General features: G+C 63.2%; 18 protein-coding genes and 2 pseudogenes. 10 read left to right on the top strand and 10 right to left on the bottom strand.

Annotated elements, in window-relative coordinates:
- Window positions 1-192 precede the first annotated feature (192 nt).
- The 3 genes and pseudogenes from IWX78_RS15885 to IWX78_RS15870 all read right to left on the bottom strand — a co-directional run.
- A pseudogene (locus tag IWX78_RS15885) lies at window positions 193-1,109 on the bottom strand (IS3 family transposase); the annotation flags it as partial.
- Between the two features lie 75 nt (window positions 1,110-1,184).
- Entirely contained in the window at window positions 1,185-1,481 is a 297-nt protein-coding gene (locus tag IWX78_RS15875) for a DUF1905 domain-containing protein (protein ID WP_196834608.1), read from the bottom strand.
- A complete protein-coding gene (locus IWX78_RS15870) occupies window positions 1,478-2,128 on the bottom strand; it encodes a maleylpyruvate isomerase family mycothiol-dependent enzyme (protein ID WP_196834607.1) in 651 nt (216 codons plus the stop codon). The genes IWX78_RS15875 and IWX78_RS15870 overlap by 4 nt, the downstream gene beginning before the upstream one ends.
- A gap of 52 nt (window positions 2,129-2,180) precedes the next feature.
- On the opposite strand from IWX78_RS15870, the gene IWX78_RS15865 reads away from it, so the two are divergent.
- On the top strand, window positions 2,181-2,852 hold the full coding sequence (locus IWX78_RS15865) for a winged helix-turn-helix transcriptional regulator (RefSeq protein ID WP_196834606.1): 672 nt from the start codon (window positions 2,181-2,183) through the stop codon (window positions 2,850-2,852).
- 142 nt (window positions 2,853-2,994) lie between these two features.
- Here IWX78_RS15865 and IWX78_RS15860 read toward each other — a convergent pair.
- The 7 genes and pseudogenes from IWX78_RS15860 to IWX78_RS15830 form a co-directional block, all read right to left on the bottom strand.
- Window positions 2,995-4,276, bottom strand: a pseudogene (locus IWX78_RS15860) (transposase); the annotation flags it as partial.
- Window positions 4,277-4,462: 186 nt separating this feature from the next.
- Window positions 4,463-6,409: a hypothetical protein gene (locus IWX78_RS15855; protein ID WP_196834605.1), complete on the bottom strand. Its 1,947-nt coding sequence runs from the start codon at window positions 6,407-6,409 to the stop codon at window positions 4,463-4,465.
- A gap of 198 nt (window positions 6,410-6,607) precedes the next feature.
- A complete protein-coding gene (locus tag IWX78_RS15850; RefSeq protein WP_196834604.1) occupies window positions 6,608-6,844 on the bottom strand; it encodes a hypothetical protein in 237 nt (78 codons plus the stop codon).
- A gap of 71 nt (window positions 6,845-6,915) precedes the next feature.
- Window positions 6,916-7,707, bottom strand: a complete 792-nt coding sequence (locus IWX78_RS15845) for a helix-turn-helix domain-containing protein (protein ID WP_196834603.1) — start codon at window positions 7,705-7,707, stop codon at window positions 6,916-6,918.
- Complete coding sequence (locus tag IWX78_RS15840) at window positions 7,701-8,807, bottom strand: M23 family metallopeptidase (protein ID WP_196834602.1); 1,107 nt, start codon at window positions 8,805-8,807, stop codon at window positions 7,701-7,703. Before IWX78_RS15840 ends, IWX78_RS15845 begins: the two co-directional genes overlap by 7 nt.
- Window positions 8,807-9,292: a hypothetical protein gene (locus tag IWX78_RS15835; protein WP_196834601.1), complete on the bottom strand. Its 486-nt coding sequence runs from the start codon at window positions 9,290-9,292 to the stop codon at window positions 8,807-8,809. The genes IWX78_RS15840 and IWX78_RS15835 overlap by 1 nt, the downstream gene beginning before the upstream one ends.
- Window positions 9,289-9,561: a hypothetical protein gene (locus IWX78_RS15830; protein ID WP_196834600.1), complete on the bottom strand. Its 273-nt coding sequence runs from the start codon at window positions 9,559-9,561 to the stop codon at window positions 9,289-9,291. The genes IWX78_RS15835 and IWX78_RS15830 overlap by 4 nt, the downstream gene beginning before the upstream one ends.
- A gap of 78 nt (window positions 9,562-9,639) precedes the next feature.
- Here IWX78_RS15830 and IWX78_RS16480 point away from each other — a divergent pair, with 78 nt between their 5' ends.
- The 9 genes from IWX78_RS16480 to IWX78_RS15790 all read left to right on the top strand — a co-directional run bounded on the left by IWX78_RS16480 (window position 9,640) and on the right by IWX78_RS15790 (window position 19,370).
- Window positions 9,640-10,359, top strand: coding sequence for a DUF6668 family protein (locus tag IWX78_RS16480; RefSeq protein ID WP_442929262.1), 720 nt, complete (start codon window positions 9,640-9,642; stop codon window positions 10,357-10,359).
- Window positions 10,360-10,370: 11 nt separating this feature from the next.
- Complete coding sequence (locus IWX78_RS15825) at window positions 10,371-10,673, top strand: hypothetical protein (protein WP_196834599.1); 303 nt, start codon at window positions 10,371-10,373, stop codon at window positions 10,671-10,673.
- Between the two features lie 22 nt (window positions 10,674-10,695).
- Window positions 10,696-11,424: a hypothetical protein gene (locus IWX78_RS15820; protein ID WP_196834598.1), complete on the top strand. Its 729-nt coding sequence runs from the start codon at window positions 10,696-10,698 to the stop codon at window positions 11,422-11,424.
- A gap of 187 nt (window positions 11,425-11,611) precedes the next feature.
- On the top strand, window positions 11,612-12,994 hold the full coding sequence (locus IWX78_RS15815) for a hypothetical protein (protein ID WP_334684805.1): 1,383 nt from the start codon (window positions 11,612-11,614) through the stop codon (window positions 12,992-12,994).
- Between the two features lie 13 nt (window positions 12,995-13,007).
- Window positions 13,008-14,507, top strand: coding sequence for an SCO6880 family protein (locus IWX78_RS15810; protein WP_196834597.1), 1,500 nt, complete (start codon window positions 13,008-13,010; stop codon window positions 14,505-14,507).
- Window positions 14,507-16,183, top strand: a complete 1,677-nt coding sequence (locus tag IWX78_RS15805) for an ATP/GTP-binding protein (RefSeq protein WP_334684804.1) — start codon at window positions 14,507-14,509, stop codon at window positions 16,181-16,183. The genes IWX78_RS15810 and IWX78_RS15805 overlap by 1 nt, the downstream gene beginning before the upstream one ends.
- Complete coding sequence (locus tag IWX78_RS15800) at window positions 16,180-17,988, top strand: type IV secretory system conjugative DNA transfer family protein (RefSeq protein ID WP_334684803.1); 1,809 nt, start codon at window positions 16,180-16,182, stop codon at window positions 17,986-17,988. Before IWX78_RS15805 ends, IWX78_RS15800 begins: the two co-directional genes overlap by 4 nt.
- On the top strand, window positions 17,985-18,395 hold the full coding sequence (locus IWX78_RS15795) for a DUF4913 domain-containing protein (protein ID WP_334684802.1): 411 nt from the start codon (window positions 17,985-17,987) through the stop codon (window positions 18,393-18,395). Before IWX78_RS15800 ends, IWX78_RS15795 begins: the two co-directional genes overlap by 4 nt.
- A gap of 258 nt (window positions 18,396-18,653) precedes the next feature.
- Window positions 18,654-19,370 (top strand): hypothetical protein, encoded by a 717-nt coding sequence (locus IWX78_RS15790; RefSeq protein WP_196834596.1) that lies wholly within the window; start codon window positions 18,654-18,656, stop codon window positions 19,368-19,370.
- Window positions 19,371-19,414 lie beyond the last annotated feature (44 nt).

Genomic DNA, 19,414 nt, shown 5'->3' with positions numbered 1-19,414 from the left:
GTAGAAGGTTGACTCGAAGGATCACACGGTGACCGCACTCACGCTCTAAACGACGAGGCCGGCCACCGGGCTACACCACCTTAAGGGGCATGACCGGTGAGCGCATCGGTGGCCGCAACGCTCGATCCGCCGCCCACTGCCGCCTGGCAGCCACCGGCGCATCGGGAATCTTCTTCGTGGCACTCGCCATTGCACACCTCCAAGATCAAGGTGTTGCGACGACCACTTGAATCCGCCTTGGGACCCTCTGTCGGAGTGCAGGATCGTGTCGACCGGGCCGCGGAGCCGGATCGCGTTCCGCACCGCGGACACTGCCAGGGCGGAGGTCATCCGGTCGCTGATCGAGTAACCGACGATGCGACGCGAGAACATGTCCTTGATCGCGCAAAGATACAGTTTGCCTTCATCAGTGCGATGCTCGGTGATGTCGGTGAGCCACAGCTGGTTCGGCCGGTTCGCTCGGAACTGCCGGAGCACGAGGTCGTCGTGGACTGGTGGACCCGCCTTTCGCGTGAGGCCGCGTTTCTTGGCATGCAGAGACCACAACCGCTGCTCGGAACAGAGCCGCCACACCCGCCGCTCCGACGCGACAACACCGTGATCGGCGATCTCGTCTGACACGAACCGATATCCGAACTCCGGGTCGTCGAGATGGATATCCCTGGCGAGGTTCGTGAGGTGGGCGTCGTCCCAGTCTCGTTGCGAGACTGGGTTGCGGCGCCACTTGTTGAATCCTTGGGTGGAGAACCCCAGCACCCGGCAGGCCACCGTGACGGGGATTCCGTCAGCGGCAAGGTCGCGGACCAGCGGATAGGTCATTTTGGGGGCAACTCCCGCGCGAAGAACGCAGCCGCCCGCCGCAGGATCTCGTTCTCCTGTTCGAGTAGCCGGTTGCGTTTCTTCAGCTCGCGAAGCTCCACCGCATCGGCCTGTTTCAGGCCCGGCCGAACACCGTCCTCGATCTCGGCACGTTTCAACCAATTAGCCAATGTCCCCTCGCTGATCCCGAAATCCTTCGCGATCTGGGCGAGCGGAGCTTCATGCTTCCGAGCGACGGACACAACGTCGCGACGGAACTCTTCCGGATAAGGCTTTGCCACAATGAACATCCTTCCAGGAGGACTAAATCCTCACTGACTAGATGGAAACCAAACCCTCAGCAGTCCCGAACGATCAAACGACGTTTACGAGAATCGGTCGGTCAGGTGCACGGTGACGTCGTCGCCCACGCTTTTCGCGAGGAGCTTCCGGAACGCCGCACGTAGCGGCATCATGTGTATGCCGCCGCCCACGGGTAGCATCGTGGCTTCGTATGGGTGTCCGTCGACGGTGCCACCAATCTTGACTGCTTTGCCGGTGCCGAAGAATTCGGCGGAGTCGGCCATCTGGACGCAGGGCCAGCCGCTGTTGGAATCAGCAATAACCGTGGCCGTGAACGTGACATCGAGTGTCTGGCTGGGGTGTTCAGGTGTTGTCATCATGATTCCGCGCTTAGTTCTGTCACGAGGCCGTGAGCTCCAGGCCCGGTGAGCTCATCGGCCCCGACGGGCCTGCCCGACACGGCGAGCAGAAGCGCAATGGCGGGGCCGTGAACTTTGGGGCCGTCTCCGTGCTCGAAAGGTGCATCGGTGGCGATCAGGCGCCACCCCTGAGCTGACTCCTTGCCGCCACCTATCTTGACGCTTGTCTTCACCTGGTAGGCGAGTGCCTCGGCGACATGCACGGACGGGTAGTTGCGACCGATCTTCAGGGGGCGACGAATGTCTTCACCATGCACGAAGGCCTCTACCAGTCGAGTGGCCAAGGCCGCCGGGGGTGTGGTGGTGTAAGCGCGTACTACCCTGAACGCGCTCAATGTGTCTTCGGGAGCTGCCGCCTTCTCCCGCGTGATCCCGACAGCGTTGTCACGATCGAAGTCAAAACCAGCCGCCACCATGCGCCGCACAAAGCCCAGGCGGGTGGTCTTAGCTGAATCGACGAGGTGCGCCACAACGTCGTGGACATCCCAACCAAGACACAGCGACGGCGTGCACCACTCGCCCGTTTCGAGTACCGCGAGGTCGTCGATCAGTGCCTGTCGCTCATGGTGGACCACAGACCAGATTTCGGGGCCGGATAGTTTCGTCATTTCGCTATTGTTACAGTAGTGCCGACTTCTTAGCAAGTAGTAAGATGGGATTATGGTTGCGAGAAGATCCTATGGTTCCTATAACGACGGGTGCGCGTCGGCGCACGCACTTGACTTGATTGGGGAACGGTGGGCGCTCATCGTGGTGCGCGAGCTGCTACTGGGGCCCAAACGCTTTCTCGACCTCCAACACGACATCCCGGGGATCGGTCCAGCCGTGCTCACGCAACGGTTGCAGGACCTCGAAGAAACTGGCATCGTCGTGCGCAACCAACTACCGGCACCGGCCAGAGTGATGGTCTATGACCTCACCGAGTGGGGCCGCGGTCTGGAAGCCGTCAATACCGCACTGTCATTGTGGGCTGTCCAATCTCCCCGTCTGCCGTTCGAGGCTGACATGGGACCCGACACCCTCGTGCTAGCGATGCGGGCGCACGCACGCCGATTGCCCGAAGGTACGCCAGAGAGCAGTGTTGCGCTGAAGCTGAGCGACTCGCGCGACTGCGGGCGGGAACCCGTGGAGTACCTGGCCACGATGACAACCACAGGATCTACGGTTACGAAGACTACCGTCGTCGGCGCCGTCGACGCGGTGGTAAACAGCACCACCAGGGCATGGAAAGCGGTCATCATCGGTGGAGCATCCCTTGAAAGCGAGGACGATATCGTGGTCATCGGCAACCAAGACGCGGTCCAAATATTGGTGGATGCCACGAAGTTGTAAGACGGCAACTTCACATGATGGGGCGATAGGTCTTCAATCCGAAAACGGCCCCAGCAGGAAGCGCCTCACGCTCGGTGCCAGGAGTGACCCAGTAGACGTTCCCCCAACGGGAAGGGTTACGTTCAGAGCAATGTCGCTTCGTTCAGGTCTCCCGGTCCTCTTCGACGTTCCGGAAGGGCCGAAGTTGCGTTCCAGTCGAGTCTGCCGTGAAGGTGTAGCGACCCAGCATGTTGATGTGTTCTGAGACCAGCGGAGAAAGACGTCGCACGTCTTCATCGGCAACACTGGCGCCACGGCCGCGGAGCTCGGTGAGTGCGGCGTCCAGGTAGCGGGTATTCCGCAGGATGACGGCGTTCAGGACCAAGCCAAGGGCTCCGAGCTGATCTTCTTGGCCTTCCCGGTAGGACTGCCGTATCTGGCCTCTCCTGCCGTGGAAAACGAGTCTGGCCAGGGCGTGGCGGGATTCTTGCAGTGTCAACTGGGTATGAATTTGCCGGCGGTAGCCCTCGTCAACATCGATGAAGTCCAGCAGATGCTCGGTTTTGGCTATTCTGCCGTACTCCGCCAACGCTTTTCCGGGGCGCGCACGGTACCGGCAGTCAAGGATCCGGCAAGGCGGAGCATGTCTGGCCAGTTTGCCGTGATGAGGTCCAGGTTGATTCGGTTGCGGCCGGCTACCGCGTTCAGCTGTCCGTAGTCTGCTGTGGTGCCGATGCGCCAGAACCGTTGGTCGGGAAGCCCGGCCAGGCGCGGTGAGAATCGGTATCCGAGCAGGGTGAAGAGCCCAAAGATCTGGTCTGAGTAGGAGGCCGTATCGGTGGCGACCATCTCGGGGCGTTGGCCGACGTCAAGATCGAGCAGCCCATCCAAAATGTGGAGGGAATCGCGGACCGTTCCCGGGACGACAACGGCACCAAAGCCGGCCACTTGGTCGTTGAGATAGTTCAGCCAGGTCAGGCCGCGGCCGTGGCCGAAGTAGCGCGGATTCGCCCCGGCGTTGACGGTGGCAACGGGCACCACGAACCGCATCCCATCAACGGACGCCAGCAGGCCGGTACCCCAGCGCTGGGCAAGGCCAAGCGCGGACTGGGCCTGAACCAGCTGGGAGTTGGCCGCGCGAAGCGTGTCGGCGCGCACATAGTGTTGATCAACGTGTGGCAGGCGTCCACGGGTCAGTGCGGGGTGGCCGTCTTTGACCACCGAGTTAGGCCGACGTTGCACGCCTCGGCCACCAGGATGGCCGCGACAGAAACGTCGAGCTGGTCCATCCGTGCAGAGGCCTCAGACACGTGGCTGAATTCTGACAGGAACCCCGTCCAGGAATGAACTTCCAACAGCACATCGGGCAGATCTACTTGCGGCAGCATCGCCGACACTAGCCCCCGCAGCTGCGTCAAGGACTCGGGTATTGTTTTGGCCTCCACGAGGTCGGCAATCACCGGGCTACACCACCTTAAGGGGCACTACTCGAAGAACGTGCCGGTGTCTATAGATTTCGAAAACAGGCGCCATCTGGCAATCCGGCATGTTTGAGCACTTCGTCACCCACCCATGCTGTTCTGAAACACTGTGTCGCTGTGTGGCTCCGCCTGGTCAGAAGCAGCGTGGCTCTATGCCGCCTCGTCCTGGACGATTATTCGGGGGCGGGTGAGCGCGCCGGCAGTGATAAGGTCCCATGCTTCGCGGTGGTGGCCTCGACCGTTCCGACGGGGGTATGCCGGGAAGTCGGGTCGATCGTTCTGGGCGAAGAGCGAAACTCCAGTGGAACTGCGGCGCCCCCGGCGTTTCTTGCCACGTTTCGCGAGCCAGATGAGGTCCGCTTGCCACCACGCCCACCGGGCGCGCTCAACGTCGTAGCGCGCAGCGCGGGCGACCAGGTAGCCGTCGATCTGGAGCTGCACGGCCACCGCGTCGCGGGTGTCGTCGATTGTGCGAGCCCATCCGTCAACGTGACGCTCGACCAAGCCGTAGCCGTGCAGGCGTGAGAGGGATCTGCGAATTCGGGAAGCGCTCAAATTTGTTGCCTTGGTAAGCAAGTCCACTGTGAGCGTATTTCCTACCTGCAAGTGACTGTAGGTAAGTCCTGCCTTACGTCCCAGGCTGCGAGGAGCGGAGAACACATCGTGTGCGAGGTCTGCGAGGCGGAGGCTTAAACGATTGATCCACCAGTCACGTTGGTCAGCTGCCGGGCTCTGGCTGGGGTGCGTCACCGCTTGTAGCAACTTCCGGTCTGTCTGGTCTGTGGAGAACTTTGCAGAGAGTCGATACTTCGCTCCGTGCACACCTTCGGCATCGGCGACGAGCACAATCCACGCGCTCTCGGGGTCCTCAGTGAGCGGTTCTCTGAGGGCGTGGAGCGCCAGGCGGCAGGCTTCGTGCGAGTAGCCTGTTACCTGAGAGAGCCGGCGCTGGTCGGCCTCGACGGTGGACGAGGCTGCTTGTGCGATGAAGAGACAGAGTGCGTCTAAGACGGCGCGGTGCGAGAAACGGCCGCGTGTGCCTCTCTGTGTGGTGTTGGGGCCGCTCAGGCCCCAACGTCCGGGCATTGCGTCTGCGGCCGTCTGGACGCGAGCTATGGCCGCGGATGTGGCGATCGCCCGAGTCTGGAACTCGGTGTTGGATCCGTCACCGCTGATGGGGTTCGTCGCGACGTACTCGACGGCACGCCGCCAGGCGTGTTCGAGAGCGCGGCGGGCCTCTGCGGAGCTGCGAGGCACCCGGCCGAACGGCATCCTGCGGGTACGAGTGTGCTCGAGCGCGGGGGACACGTCCAGAAGGGCGAGCACATCTGCGAACCGCCAGCGGGCCCGCGCACAGCCGGCGAGCACGGCCGCCTGCGTCGCTGACGTGTCGTCAGCTGGGGCCGCGTCGAGCAACTCGCGTACCCGCGCCGAGACCGTCCGCTTGGATCCGGTCAGGTGAGGGTATCCGGTGGCGTCGACGGAGACACCGTGGATCGGGGTCACTGGTGCGAGCTTCACAGTCGCGCCGGTATCGATCAGGAAGATTTGAAGTGCTTGCAGCTGCTCAGCGGTGACGCTGTGAGCGAGAAGTGGGGCGACGGAGCCGATCGGCTCGGAGTGTCCGGAGAACCGGTGTGGCGCGCCGGGAGGGCGCACCGAGCCCGTTGCAGGGTTTTTGAGAGGCGTGATATCCAGCGACGGAAGGAGCTGGCCGGCGAGGTGGCCGATTGTCGCCACCACGGCGGCCTCAGTACCGTCACAGAGGGAGAGCCACACGTGCCGGCCGCCTGTGGGGCCAGACTTCGTGACCAGGTGCTCGATGTTCAGTTCATCGAGCCAGTGACCGAGCTTGCCGGCGTCATAGACGGCGTTTCCGTGCGAAGCGTCAAGGTCAAAGCAGAGGTAGTGGAAATAGCCTCGATCGTCCGTGAGCGGCATCGCCCACGGCGTTGTCGGCGCATCCGCTGTGAGCGGGATCGTGGCCGTGTAATCGTTCAGATATCCGTCCGGACCGAGCTGATCAGCGATCCGTACGCGGCCGCGAGGGCTCAGCTGGCGCGTCAAAGCCCAGGCTGTCCACTCATCGGGAGACACGCCGGGAGCTACCTCTGTGAGAGCAATAGCGCCAAAAGGGTATAAATCGGTTACTATGGGGTCATCCTTTCCAGGGATGCCAAAGGCTCCGGTTTATCCGGATCTTTTGAATTAGCTCGAACCTCGGGCCGGCAAGCACAGAGGGTTTGAGCTACGAAACTTGGAGAAGCCCGTCGCGAAAGCGGCGGGCTCTTTCGTTTAAGCGGCGGGAATAGGCAACTCCAGTGCTTGACGGCGCGGCAGTTCTACGGTCGGAAGTGATCCCTGTTCGCGAATTTGCTGCCGGAAAAAATTTTCGAGGTAATACGCGATCGAGACGCCGCTTGCGGCGGCGGCGGCCTGAATCTCTTCCCGGATCTCTGGTGCTACCCGGGCCTGCAGCAGCACCGTCGGGGAATTCTCCGCTCGCCGGTGACGACCTTTGATTGCGCTCATAAGCGCAATCGTGGCAGGGAATGCATTCATAGGCCTTCGTTCAGCCTCGGCGTGTCGCCAATGGACGGGGCTCATGGCGTCCTGTCGTTCTGGTTGCTGATCTCGCGCAGCCGCTGACGCAGTTGTGGTTTATGGATGACCCACCGGTTACCGACGTGGAATGCGGGTATTTCGCCCTCGTGAAGCCAAATGTAAATCGTCTGTTTGGTTTTGCCAAACAATGCCATGAGGTCGCGATAGGTCATTTCGTCGCCGTAGGCGGCTAGCACGTCCACCGGAGCCGGCGGCCCCGGTGGTGCTTGATTGCTGGTCGACGCCAACCAGGCACGGATCTCCGCTTTGAAGAGGATCCAGGAGGCGCGGATTTGATAACCAGGGATCACACCGGATCTGAGCCGGGAAAGGACGGCCGGTTTTCCCACGTTGAGGATTTTGGCAACTGTTGTGGGGGTAAGGGTGTCGGGAAGGGCGTCCCAGTACGCGTCATCGTCCGTCACAGGCGAGTTTTGTTCATGAGAGGTCCGGTCGGGGTAGGCGGAGAAACTGTCGACTCGGGCGAGTCGGTCGCGGCGGGGCGGGGGAACTCCGCCGCGACCTCCAGCATTATCCCAGCCAAGCACTCCGGGAGTGGGGAATTGCGCTTCCCTGCGGCCCGTCACCAATTGCGCTTCTCTCGCTGGGCGGTAACGAAGCGACATTTCGAGTTGGCCGACACCGATATGCAGGACGTCGCCACGCTGCACTCCATCTGGCAGCCAAGGTGTGTGAGTGATGATCGCCGTGCGCGTGTTGAGTATCGCAGCGGCCGGGTGGTCGATGGCGCGACTTATGACGTCGCGGCTCAACATGTCGCGGCTCAGCATGTCGACGCCACACTGTGTTCGGACCAGACCGGGACCTCGCACAGGTCGATGCCACGGTCACGGAGGAACGCGATCGGGTCGACGGCGTGGGCCGTGTCCGGCAGCCCGTCCGTGAAGATCGTGAAGTGAAGGTGCGGGCCGGTAGAGGTTCCGGAGCTCCCGGTCTCGCCAATGATTTCGCCCGCCGCGACCTCCTGGCCGACGGTGACGAATACACCGTCGGCTTTGATGTGGTGGTAGCGGGAAAGGATCCCGCCACCGTGGTCGACGATGATGAGGTTGCCGAGGCCGGATGTCGCATTGCCCTTGTCAGTGACGGTGGTGATGACCGTGCCGCTAGCTGCGGCGTGGATCGGGGTTCCGAAAGCGACGCCGAGGTCCACTCCGTTGTGCTTATAGGCGTAACCGATAACGTCCGCAGGCCGGTCGCCATAGAAGTCGGTGATCATCAGCCCTGGGGTGTCAAAGGTGAGGGGTGAGACCCACTCCCCGGTGGCACAGCCCGCCCCACCGGCAGCGCCGCCGGTGGGGTCGGCGCCGGTGAGCGCGGCGACGACGGTGGTGGCCGGTGTCCAGAACTTCTCGTAGTGGTACGGGTCAGCGTTGCCCTGCACATAGTGTGCGGCAATCGTCGGTTCCAGCGCCTCCCAACCATCGACGGCTTTGAGGGCGGTAAAGAAGTTCGTCGAGCTGATCGTTGGGTCCATCCGGTCGGTGTAGCTTCCCCACGCGCCGTTGGCGCGTTGCTGGAACAGCCCGCGTGAGTCGGGGCCGGCTGTGTCGCCGTAGTCGACGACGGTGAGGGAAGATTCACCCATGGCTGTCATCACTCCGATGGTCTGCGCTCGAGCGTCCAGACCGAGCGGTGCGGCGGCGTTGATAATCAGGGCCGCATTTCTCAGCTGGTCCCCGGAGTAGCCGGCCACGGACACCCCGGGGACCTTCCCGGGGTCTGCCGTGCCTGCGGCTCCATTGCAGGTGGCGTTAGCGGCACCTGCTGAGGCGAAGAAGATGACGATGCCGAAGAGGGAACCGATGACCAGGAGCGGGATCGCGACTATCGCGATCGCCCCAAAACCTCTCCTCTGTTCGGCGGCCATTAGCTTTGCTTGGGTCGGATTCGTTCAGCGAGCCACGGGCTATCCTCGTCGTCGCGAGTGAGAGTGACGGTGTAGAGGCCGGCGTCGGTGGGAACGTCAACGATCGCGTACGTCGCGGTCAGGCCGGTGAGCACGGCCGGTTCTCCGACAACGGCGGTGACCGGAATGTTCGCCGGATCGGTGTGCAGATATGCGGTGGCACCCTTGGTGCTGAGCACCGGGTACATGGCTTCCATCCAAGCTTCGGGCGTCAGCTCGGGTTGGCCGAATGTCTGCACGACACGGACGGCCGCTTCTGCGGCCGCGGCACCCGCTTCGAGTGGGGCGGTGGGCAGGACGTCGCCCTCGGTCCCTCCGGTCGGCTGTGGCGTCGACGTCGAGGGTGCAGCCGATGGCGGGACGCTCACAGTCGACCCCGGGATGGGGCTGCAGCCGGTGAGGGCGAGAACGGCCAGGGAAAGAATAGCCAGCGGTCGGAGCCTCATTGCACTCCGGGAACGTTGGGCACCAACGTGTCGAACGGCGTCACCATCGACACCGAAGTGACACCCGTTTGGGTTACGTTTGATTCGAGCTTGGGGGAGACGACAGCAATGGGGGGCGTAGAAATGGCAGTTGCGGGGATGTTGGGCGAGACAGTCGCCTCGATTCGCAGCGCCGTAAGAACCGGATCGGTCATATCGCCCCCTTTCACCGTTTGCGGGGTCGAGTGTGAAGCGTTTCGTTCTGATGAGTGATCTGCGACGTCGTCCACGTTCCGATGCTAACCGAAGTTGGGGCGAAAACAGGCATGTTAGGTCAGATTCACCTATTTTAGGTATGATCCAAGAAGATGCGGCGCCAGGCTCATCAGCCGGATAGACAGCAGTTGATAGGCCGGCTGCGGACAGCCCACAACAATTCGGCGCTATCACTGGAGGGGGAGAGGTGCATGGGGAATGCGAACCGGGGGCTTACCGGCATGGAGCAACCTGTTGAGACCGCAGAGGTCCTGGCGTCGTCGACGCGTCGGGCAGCGCGACTAGCGCCGACCTCTCCGCAACCTGGCGTTCCGATTCCGGACATGGTCGACCGGCTCCCGCGCCGGGCGGCCGCGTGGCCGGCCACCGTGTGGTGGCTCGGTGTTCACGGCGGCGCGGGCGAATCAACGTTAGCCGGTCTCGCGTCAGGCTCACGCCCGGCGGATCACGCCTGGCCGATCCCTACCGCGAATGCGACCGCCCATCACGTCGTTCTCGTCGCCCGGACGAACTACTCAGGACTGATAGCAGCACAGCGCGCTGCGACCGAATGGGCAGCGAACACGCTGCCGCACAGCATTTCGCTCGCCGGTCTCGTGCTCATCGCTGACACACCAGGTCGGCGTCCCAAACCTTTGCGTGATCTGGAACAGGTGATCGCTGGGGGAGTGCCCCAGGTATGGCATCTGCCCTGGGTGAATGCGTGGCGGTTTGCCCCGGCATCGCCTCTCGACCCGCTCCCCAATGAGTTCCGCCAACTATTCGCTGATCTATCCCTCACTACTACCTCGAGCACTCACGCTCAGAACTGAAAGGCCAGCCCGTGTCCCTCTCCTTGGCAACAGCCCATATGCTCACCGCAGCGGGGCAAGCGCTCATGGCGCTGCCCGACCCCGATCCCATCGCGCCTCCCGGCTTCGAAGCCGTCGGCACGATCCTCGCCTGGGCGAAATGGGTCGGCCTGATCGCAGCCATCCTCGCGCTGATCGCGGTGGCAGTGATGTTCATGTTCAACTCGCGACGCGGTGAGGGCGGTGAGCACATGAAAACTTTCGTCTCAATCCTCGTCGGCGTGATGATCATCGGCGCCGCGACCGCGCTCGTCGGCTTCATCTCCGGCAGCTAACCGACCCGCCAAGGAGCGACACATGAGTACCCCTGAGACAAACCCGTTCCGGAAGAAGAGTTTCATCGCTGCGACGATCATCGTGGGCGTGATTGTTCTCGCCGCGATCATCGTTCTCGTCACGTCGATCCTCGGCGGCTCCAACGTAGAAACCCCGCCAGCGAGCACACCCAGCTCCTCACCTGACGATTCGCCTTCAGCTCAACCGGTTGAGGACCCAAGCGTGTGCGGGCTCGAGGGATTCGAGACGGAGAACACCCTGGACTCAGCTCCAGACACCGAATGGGAACTTGTGGGTACGGTGGCCGCCCCCGCCGACCCGAACGGTGCCGGCCCAGGCACCGTTGAAAACGGCTTCCGCAGCTGCTACGCCCACACGGCAGAAGGTGCTCTCTTTGCTGCGGTCGGGTACATAGCGGTGAGTTCAGACTCACGTAATACCCCTCGCCTCTACGAATTGCTCGCGTCCGGCCCTGTCCGCGACCAACTTGAGGCATCGCCTGAAACCGGCGATCCTTCTGCTACTCGCCTGCAGGTCGCTGGGTTCAAGGTGAACTCGTACACCTCGACCGAAGCTACGATCGACGCGGCTTGGCGAGTGACCTCTGAAGGTGGCGGACTTGTCAGTTTCCCAACGGTGCTTCGTTGGGAGAACGGGGACTGGAAAGTTGTCATCGGGGAGAACGGCCCGCCGTTCGCCCCGAGCCCTCTGACCAACCTCGGCGGATACATTCCGTGGGCGGGCGTGTGACGTGGCTGCTGCAAGCGGAGATTGCTCGGACCCCTTTTACTTCGCGTCACACGTCGCTGACTGTGTTGGGCAAGGTGCTTCCGACATCGTCTCTAAAGCGTCGAATGACGCCGTGCAGGAGCTTGCGAATCGTGTTTTAGAGGGCTTCGGCAAGGCTCTCGCCAGCATTGGAACAATGTGGGTCGCCGTGCCCACACCAGTGCTAACGGCGGGGGAGGGCACAACGACCGTGCCGACCAATCAGCCTGGCGGGGATGAGTTCAGCACGATCTTGAGCTATGTGACGTACGTCGGCCTCGCTCTGGCGGTGCTGTCGATCATCGCTCTGGGAGCGTTGATCACGATACGGACCCGTCGCGGCGAGGGCATGCGAAGCGTGGGCTCGCTTGGCGTCATCTTCATCGCGATCTTGTTGATTTCGGGAGCATCTGCTCTCGTCGGTGCCTTGCTCAGCTCGACGGCCCCTGAGGGTTCTTCGTCGACGGTCGGGTTCTTGCAGAATTCGCTCTGGTTTTATGTCGGGGGGTTAGCAGTGCTGTCGGTCATCATCGGCGGCATCCGGATGGCTTGGGAGCAACGTGCGCAGCCTGGTAAAGACGTGATCCAGTCGTTGATCACGCTGATCGTCGTATCCGGGTCGGGCCTTGCGATCATCACCCTCGCGGTTACCGCGGCGGATGCGTTCTCGGTCTGGGTTTTGAACGGCGCGACCGATTGTGACGTGTCCGTTGGTGGGGAGTCCCAATGCTTCGGGACAAACGTCGCCGCGCTGGTTGCTCTCACAGCGTCGTCTCCCCTTGGGGTGATCGGTGTCCTCATCCTCGGCACAATTGCGCTTTTGATGACGTACGTTCAGGTGGCGCTCATGGTGGTTCGCGGAGGCCTGCTGGTGATTCTGGCCGGTGTTCTGCCTCTCACCGCGAGCTTCACCAATACCCAGATGGGTAGGCAGTGGTTCGGTAAAACGGTCGGTTGGACTCTTGCTTTCATCCTCTACAAGCCCGCGGCAGCGTTGATCTACGCGGCCGCGTTCAGCCTCACGGGAACGGATGCATTCCAGGATGACGGCGGCGGCATCTGGTCGGTTCTCACCGGCCTCGCCCTCATGCTGATGGCGCTGATAGCTCTCCCTGCCCTGTTGCGTTTCGTCGCTCCGATGACCGGCGCAGTCGCCGGCGGCGGCGCTGCCGGCATGGCGATGGCAGGAGCTGGCGGCGCGGTTGGTGGCGAATTGGCGACTGGAGCGGTTCGCCGGATGAGTAGTTCTGGCTCAACCCCGCCAAGCGGAGGCGGCAGCTCGTCCGCATCCTCTGCACCCAGTGGAGCAGCCCCGACAGGTGGAGCCGCTGCGGGCAAAGCCGCATCATCGGGCGCAGCAGCGGGAAAGACCGCCGCGACCGGCGCGGCATCGGGCGGAGGCGCAGCAGCAGCTGGTGCCGCCGCTGGCCCTGCCGCCCCGCTCGCCATGGGTGTAGCCATGGCCGGCAAAGCCGCAACTGGCGCAGCGAACTCGGCAAAGGGCGCCGTGCAAACGGCCACCGACGACTCATCCGGCCCCAGCGGTTCCTGATCGGAGATCTCTCATGACAACCACGGAAGCTCCGCGGAGCTACGGGAACTGGACCAAGCCGAAAACGGCTGGTCTGATGGGACTCGGCTCGATCGGCACGGCGATCCTGTTCGTTGGTGCTGGGTTCAGCGTGATCGTGACGATGGCGTCGAACATCCTGAACGGCATCGTGACAGCGGTGGTGTTCGGGTTGTTCCTTCTCGCCGTAGCCGTGAAAGACAAGCACGGCCTGAGCTTGCTTATGCGCGCCACGACGAAGGTGGGCTGGGTGGCTACGAAGAGCAAGGGCACTCACATTTACCGCTCCGGCCCGCTTGGCCGGGCGGAATGGGGAACGGCTCAGCTCCCGGGCCTTGCTGCTGGTTCGAGGCTGACCGAGTGGAAGGACAGCTACAACCGCCCGTTTGCGCTTCTGCAGGTGCCGTCGACCTCGGATTACACCGTTGTGATCGGTACAGAGCCTGATGGTGCCGCCCTCGTCGACCGGGAACAGGTTGACGTTTGGGTGGCTGAGTGGGGCATGTGGCTTGCCAGCTTGGGCGATGAGCCCGGAATAGAAGCCGCGTCGGTGACGATCGAAACAGCTCCCGACACGGGTACTCGGTTGCGCCGCGAAGTGACGAGTCGAATCGACCCATCCGCTCCGGAGTTTGCTAAGCGCATTCTGAACGACCTGGTGGAGCAGTACCCGGCCGGATCCGCGACGATCAAGGCATACGTGGCCCTGACGTTCAATGCTGCCGCCCGCGTTGGCGGCAAGAAGCGCACACCGGACGAGATGGGCCGGGAGCTGGCATCCCGGCTCCCCGGGCTCACTCAGGGCCTCGCAGCGACAGGTGCCGGGGCAACGCGACCGTTGAGCGCTCAGGATCTTTGCGAGATCGTCCGCGTCGCTTACGACCCCGCGGCCGCGCCACTGATCGACACGGCGAACGCCGCTGGTGAGCCGCCAGAGCTGTACTGGCCGGAAGTCGGCCCTACGGCCCACCAATCCAACTGGGACACCTACCGGCACGACTCCGCTTTGTCGGTGACCTGGATGATGAGCGGTGCCCCCCGTGGCAACGTTCCCTCGAGTGTTCTCGCTCGACTGCTGGCCCCTCACCGCGACGTCGCCAGAAAGCGCGTCACACTGCTGTATCGGCCGATTGACGCGGCTAAGGCTGCGGCGATCGTCGAAGCGGACGTTCGAGCATCAACGTTTAACTTGCAGTCCTCGGACAAACCGACGGCACGGAGTATGACCGCAACTCGTGCGGCTCTGGCGACCGCGCACGAAGAGGCCTCAGGCGCGGGGCTGGTGAACTTTGGCCTGTTGGTCACGGCTACGGTGATGCACGCCTCACAGGAGGCGGACGCCCGTGCCGCCATCGACAACCTCTCCGCCACAGCGCGACTCCGCCTGCGGGTCGTGCATGGGTCGCAAGATTCAGCGTTCGCCGCCGCGCTACCGCTCGGGCTCGTTCTGCCAAAGCACCTGAGAGTGCCATCCGAAGTAAGGGAGCAGTTGTAATGCCCGCCCTCGATGCGGCCAGCCGCCGAGCCCTCAAAACCAAGTCGCGTGAGCTTCCAGCTCCGAAAAAGACGAAGGCCGAGAAACAGTCTGAGAAGCAGAAGCGGCCCTCGGTGCGACGACCTGGGCCGCGAGGGTGGCTCGGACGCGCTCGTGGCGAAGCCAGCGTGATCCAACCGGCCGACGAATGGCGCGGCACAACGGTTCAGGTGTGCGGTCTCCACCCGTTCTCAGTAGGCACCGGGACCCCGATGATCGGTGTGCCCCTGGGCCTACAGCTCTTTACCGGTGCGACCGTGTGCGCGGATCCCATTTCGTGGTTTCAGGACGCGGGACTGATTTCGAACCCCTCAGTTTTCGTGCTCGGCCTGCCCGGCCTGGGCAAGTCCACACTGGTCCGCCGAATGGCGGCCGGTGGCGCGGGGCTCGGCGCTCTGCCTCTGATTCTGGGTGATCTGAAACCTGACTACGTGGACATGATTCGCGCCCTCGGCGGGCAGGTCATCACCCTCGGCCGCGGCCGCGGCCATTTGAACATCCTGGATCCTGGTGAAGCGACGGCTGCCGCTGAGCGCTTGCGCGCAGCCGGTAGAGAGAAAGAACGCCAGCAGGTGCTCGCCGATGCTCATGGCAGGCGACAAACGATGGTGTCGGCACTCTTGACGATCCTCCGCAAGGAACCGCCAACGGACCGTGAGGAATCGATCATCGATCGTGCGCTGAAAGTCCTCGACGAGCGCGGTGACGGGATTCCCGTTCTCGGAGACTTACTCCGGGTCATCCAGGAAGCGCCGGACGAAGTTCGCGCTGTCGCACTGGACCGTGGCAACGATGAGCGCTACAAGGCGATCACCGAGAACTTGGAAGCGTCTCTGATCAGCCTCACCTCTGGTGGCCGGCTCGGTGAGACGTTTGCGCATCCCACCGATGTGCCGATGCTGCGGGATCGCCCTGTGGTCTACGACGTGTCATCGATCGACGATTCGGACACTGACATGCAGGCGGCAATCTTGTTGGCTTGCTGGTCGGCCGGGTTCGGCACGGTGAACATCGCGAACGCTCTCGCGGATGCCGGCCTGGAGCCTCGCCGCCACTACCTCGTCGTCCTCGACGAGCTGTGGCGGGCGCTGCGGGCCGGCCGCGGCATGGTTGACCGTGTGGACGCGCTCACCCGGTTGAACCGGCAGCGAGGCGTTGGCCTGGCGATGATTTCGCACACCATGAGTGACCTTCTCGCGTTACCGGACGAGTCGGACCGGATGAAAGCGCGCGGGTTCGTCGAACGGTCCGGCATGGTGATCGCCGGCGGCCTTCCGGGCGCGGAAATGCCGATGCTCACCAGCGCCGTTCCGCTGTCGCGGGCGGAACAGGAACTGCTCACCTCGTGGCAGGATCCCGGAACCTGGGATACCGGCCTTGGCCGTGAGTCTGAACCGCCCGGACGCGGAAAATTCCTCATCAAAGTGGGTGGGCATCCGGGTATCCCGGTGAAGGTCGAGCTGATCGAGTCCGAACGGGCAATCAACGACACCAACAAGCTGTGGCACCCAGCTGTGTCCTTCCCTGAGCCGAATGAGTCGGACCCGTATATCGGTCTCGAAAGTGCCGGCGAGGTTGCCCATGAGTTTGCCGTCGACGTCGACGGGGCGGCCCTTGAAGAGGAGGGTGCCGCGTGAGCGCATCCAACAGACAGAACCAGGGAGCTTTCGACGGGCAGACAATCGCGATGATTGTCGCCCTTGTCCTCGTCGGCGGCGCACTCGGCACGACCTGGCTCGCTGTGTCTTGGGGATCCAAGATCGACAGTGTGAACCCTGATCTGACAACCGATCCGTTTGGGCTGTTCTTCGGCATCCTCCGAGGCTCCGTCATGTGGCCGGCATCCGGGACCTGGATCATCGCCGCAGCTGTCAGCGGCCTCGTCGTTTTGGCGGTGGTTGTCGGAGTGGCAATCTCGCGAGCTCGTCGCCGTCGAAGCAACGTCGACGGCGCGGCCGCGTACATGGGGAAGGGCCGCGACCTCCGTGCGCTGTCCGCCACCGGCGCCAAGCGCACGGCGCAGCGCCTCGGTATCGAGAACTGGCTCGGAGTTCCCATCGGAATCACCGTCGCCGGTCGCCAGCAGCTTTACGGATCCCCGGAGGATATGCATGTCGACATTTGGGGGCCGCGCACCGGGAAGTCAACGAGCCGGGCGATTCCGGCGATTCTGTCGGCTCCGGGAGCGGTCCTCACCACATCGAACAAGCGCGACGTGCTCGACGCCACCCGCGACGTTCGGGCCCAGAAGGGCACCATCTGGGCGTTCGACCCGCAAAGCATCGCCGCCGAACCGGCGAACTGGTGGTGGAACCCGTTGAGCTACGTCACCGACGACGTGAAGGCCGCGAAGCTCGCCGCACATTTCGCCTCGGGCTCTCGCGCCGGAGACTCCCGTGCGGATCCGTATTTCGACAACGCCGGCCAAGACCTCTTGGCTGGTTTCCTGCTCGCCGCGGCCCTCGGCGATCTGCCGATTACCAAGGCGTTCACCTGGACGACGACACCGGGTGATGAAACCCCGGTCGACATTCTCCGTGAGCACGGGTACGAGCAGATGGCGGATGCCGTCGACGGCCAGGTGAACGGTGAATCTCGTCGCCGCGACAGCGTGTACGGCACCGCGGCACAAATGGCGTCCTGCCTGAAAGTGCGAGCGATCGCAGAATGGGTCACCCCACTCGGCGGCAACGTAACCGGCGACCGCCGGCCACAGTTCGACCCGCACGTATTCGCACGCAGCAGCGACACCCTCTACAGCCTCTCCAAAGAAGGAAAAGGAACCGCCGGCCCCCTCGTCACCGCGCTCACAGCTGCGACCGTCGAAGCAGCCGAAGAACTCGCCACCACTCAAACCGGTGGCCGGCTCGCGGTGCCGATGCTCGGCGTCCTCGATGAAGCGGCGAACGTGTGCCGCTGGCACGACCTCCCCGACCTGTACTCCCACTACGGCTCCCGCGGAATCGTCCTAATGACGATTCTGCAATCCTGGTCACAGGGCGTTCAGGTATGGGGCCGCGACGGGATGCGGAAACTCTGGTCCGCCGCCAACATCGCCGTCTACGGCGGCGGCGTGAAGGAACCCGAGTTCCTGAACGAGCTATCCCAAATGGTCGGGGACTACGACAAACACACCACGTCGACAAGCGTCGGCCGGGGCAACCGGTCGACGTCGCATCAGGTGCAGCGGGAACGCACCTTGGATATCGCCGACCTCGGAGCGTTGCCGCGCGGCCGCGCCGTCGTATTCGCGTCCGGAGCCCCCGCCACGCTGGTAGAAACAGTGCCGTGGATGCGTGGGCCGCACGCTGAGGCTGTGCGCGCGTCGCTAGCCGCGCACGACCCGGCCGCTCGAGCTGCGCCCCCCGCCACGGCGCCAGCGGCGGCGGCGAGCGTGGATGTGTGGATCGCTCCGGCTCCGGCGAAGGAGGACAAGCTGTGAGCAACCTTGACGACTTCCGCGACGAGGACGACTCGCCTGAAGAACCGAACCCGGAACCCGAACTGTTCTACGGCTCCGCTGACGAGTTCGTTCGCGAACGGCTGCGGTTCATGTACTCCCGCCGCGTAGGTGGCGGGAACGCCAGTTTCCGGTGGTCAGCTCGCTGGTGGGAGCACCCGGAAGCACTCGCCCGAATCGACGCGCTGTGGCGCGCATGGGAACACCTTCGTCTCGACGGAGCCACCGGATCAAGCACCTGGTGGATCGAGCACGCCGACCACCACATGCCCATTTTGATGAGCCCAGACGGGCCGTTCGCCAAGTCTGAAGACCAAAACAGGCCCGGCGACCCGCTGCCGTACGAGGCGCCACCAGAGGGACTTTTCCCCGACATGCGGACTATCTGACACCCGCCCTACTGGCACCAGCGCCGCCGGTCGCACGACGCGAGCATCAAACCACGTAGGTTTGAGGCGTTTCTCGCGGGCCGGTGCATCCGTAGGCGCTCAGCGTGATCTCTAAACGGCCGAAGCATTCGCCTCCACCGTGCGAAGGACGCAACCCCCTGTCTCTGAGGAATGCCTCGGCGTAGAGTCGGCGACGATCAGAATGGTCGGCACCCAAGCAGCGACAACGCCATAACAAGCGAGAGGATGCGGGATAAAATGGGGTCAAAAGACGATGCATTGCACACGTCCACCACGGAGCGTATGCAGGCCATGATGGTGGCCGCAAGAAGTGCAGAAGGCATCAAGTCTTCGAGATCAAGCGCTTCCGAATTAGGACAAGGCCAGGTCGTCGAACTGGCGGTGGCTCGTTCCATTGTCGACAAGTGGCCGGAAGCACCTAAGGGTGTCGCGCAAAAGCTTCTCGAGCACTACGGCGCTCCGAACGAAGCCACAGCGACGAAGCTTTTTTGGTATCGAACAGGCCCGTGGTCGCGTATGGAGGTCACAGCCGACGAGATCGTGCACAATTTTCCCGCACCCCACACCGATTTCCTTAGCCAGTACGTCGATTATCCGATTCCGGCGGATGCAGCTTCAGCGTTGGTCGGTTTCGACGGGAGCATGCTCTTGGACAGGACTGCGGGACAGCTCGGCGCGCGTTGTGACGCGGAAGCGGCTAACACCGTCACCCTCAACCTTGCCGTGGAGATCATGGAAGGCCGGAAGACTGTTGATCAAGCACGTCACGACTTTGCTGAGAGCCAAGCGGCCTTCGCGATGGGCCGGGACGCCCCGTACGCGGAGGGCTTACTTTTCGAGCCAGCCTCGGCGACCGCCGATCCAGATGAGACAATGATCGGGCACGCCGTGTTGGACCAGATTGGCGAAAAGCTTAAGGACGTCATCGGCGCTGGGGATACCCCGACCTCGTAGTGAAACCAAGCGTTCTATGCGCCAGCCGTGGCTTCAGGGATAAC

The organism is Mycetocola sp. CAN_C7 (genome assembly GCF_015752285.1).
Lineage (GTDB): Bacteria > Actinomycetota > Actinomycetes > Actinomycetales > Microbacteriaceae > Mycetocola_A.
This window is presented reverse-complemented; position numbering and strand designations above follow the sequence as displayed.

What these genes read in the sequence shown, in the direction of transcription:
- IWX78_RS15870 (WP_196834607.1), bottom strand. Translation starts at nt 2,128, where the DNA reads ATGACGAAACTATCCGGCCCCGAAATCTGGTCTGTGGTCCACCATGAG.
- IWX78_RS15820 (WP_196834598.1), top strand. Translation starts at nt 10,696, where the DNA reads ATGAGTACCCCTGAGACAAACCCGTTCCGGAAGAAGAGTTTCATCGCT.
- IWX78_RS15835 (WP_196834601.1), bottom strand. Translation starts at nt 9,292, where the DNA reads ATGAGGCTCCGACCGCTGGCTATTCTTTCCCTGGCCGTTCTCGCCCTC.
- IWX78_RS15865 (WP_196834606.1), top strand. Translation starts at nt 2,181, where the DNA reads ATGGTTGCGAGAAGATCCTATGGTTCCTATAACGACGGGTGCGCGTCG.
- IWX78_RS15850 (WP_196834604.1), bottom strand. Translation starts at nt 6,844, where the DNA reads ATGAGCGCAATCAAAGGTCGTCACCGGCGAGCGGAGAATTCCCCGACG.
- IWX78_RS15805 (WP_334684804.1), top strand. Translation starts at nt 14,507, where the DNA reads ATGCCCGCCCTCGATGCGGCCAGCCGCCGAGCCCTCAAAACCAAGTCG.
- IWX78_RS15875 (WP_196834608.1), bottom strand. Translation starts at nt 1,481, where the DNA reads ATGATGACAACACCTGAACACCCCAGCCAGACACTCGATGTCACGTTC.
- IWX78_RS15840 (WP_196834602.1), bottom strand. Translation starts at nt 8,807, where the DNA reads ATGGCCGCCGAACAGAGGAGAGGTTTTGGGGCGATCGCGATAGTCGCG.
- IWX78_RS15845 (WP_196834603.1), bottom strand. Translation starts at nt 7,707, where the DNA reads ATGCTGAGCCGCGACATGTTGAGCCGCGACGTCATAAGTCGCGCCATC.
- IWX78_RS16480 (WP_442929262.1), top strand. Translation starts at nt 9,640, where the DNA reads ATGCGGCGCCAGGCTCATCAGCCGGATAGACAGCAGTTGATAGGCCGG.
- IWX78_RS15790 (WP_196834596.1), top strand. Translation starts at nt 18,654, where the DNA reads ATGGGGTCAAAAGACGATGCATTGCACACGTCCACCACGGAGCGTATG.
- IWX78_RS15810 (WP_196834597.1), top strand. Translation starts at nt 13,008, where the DNA reads ATGACAACCACGGAAGCTCCGCGGAGCTACGGGAACTGGACCAAGCCG.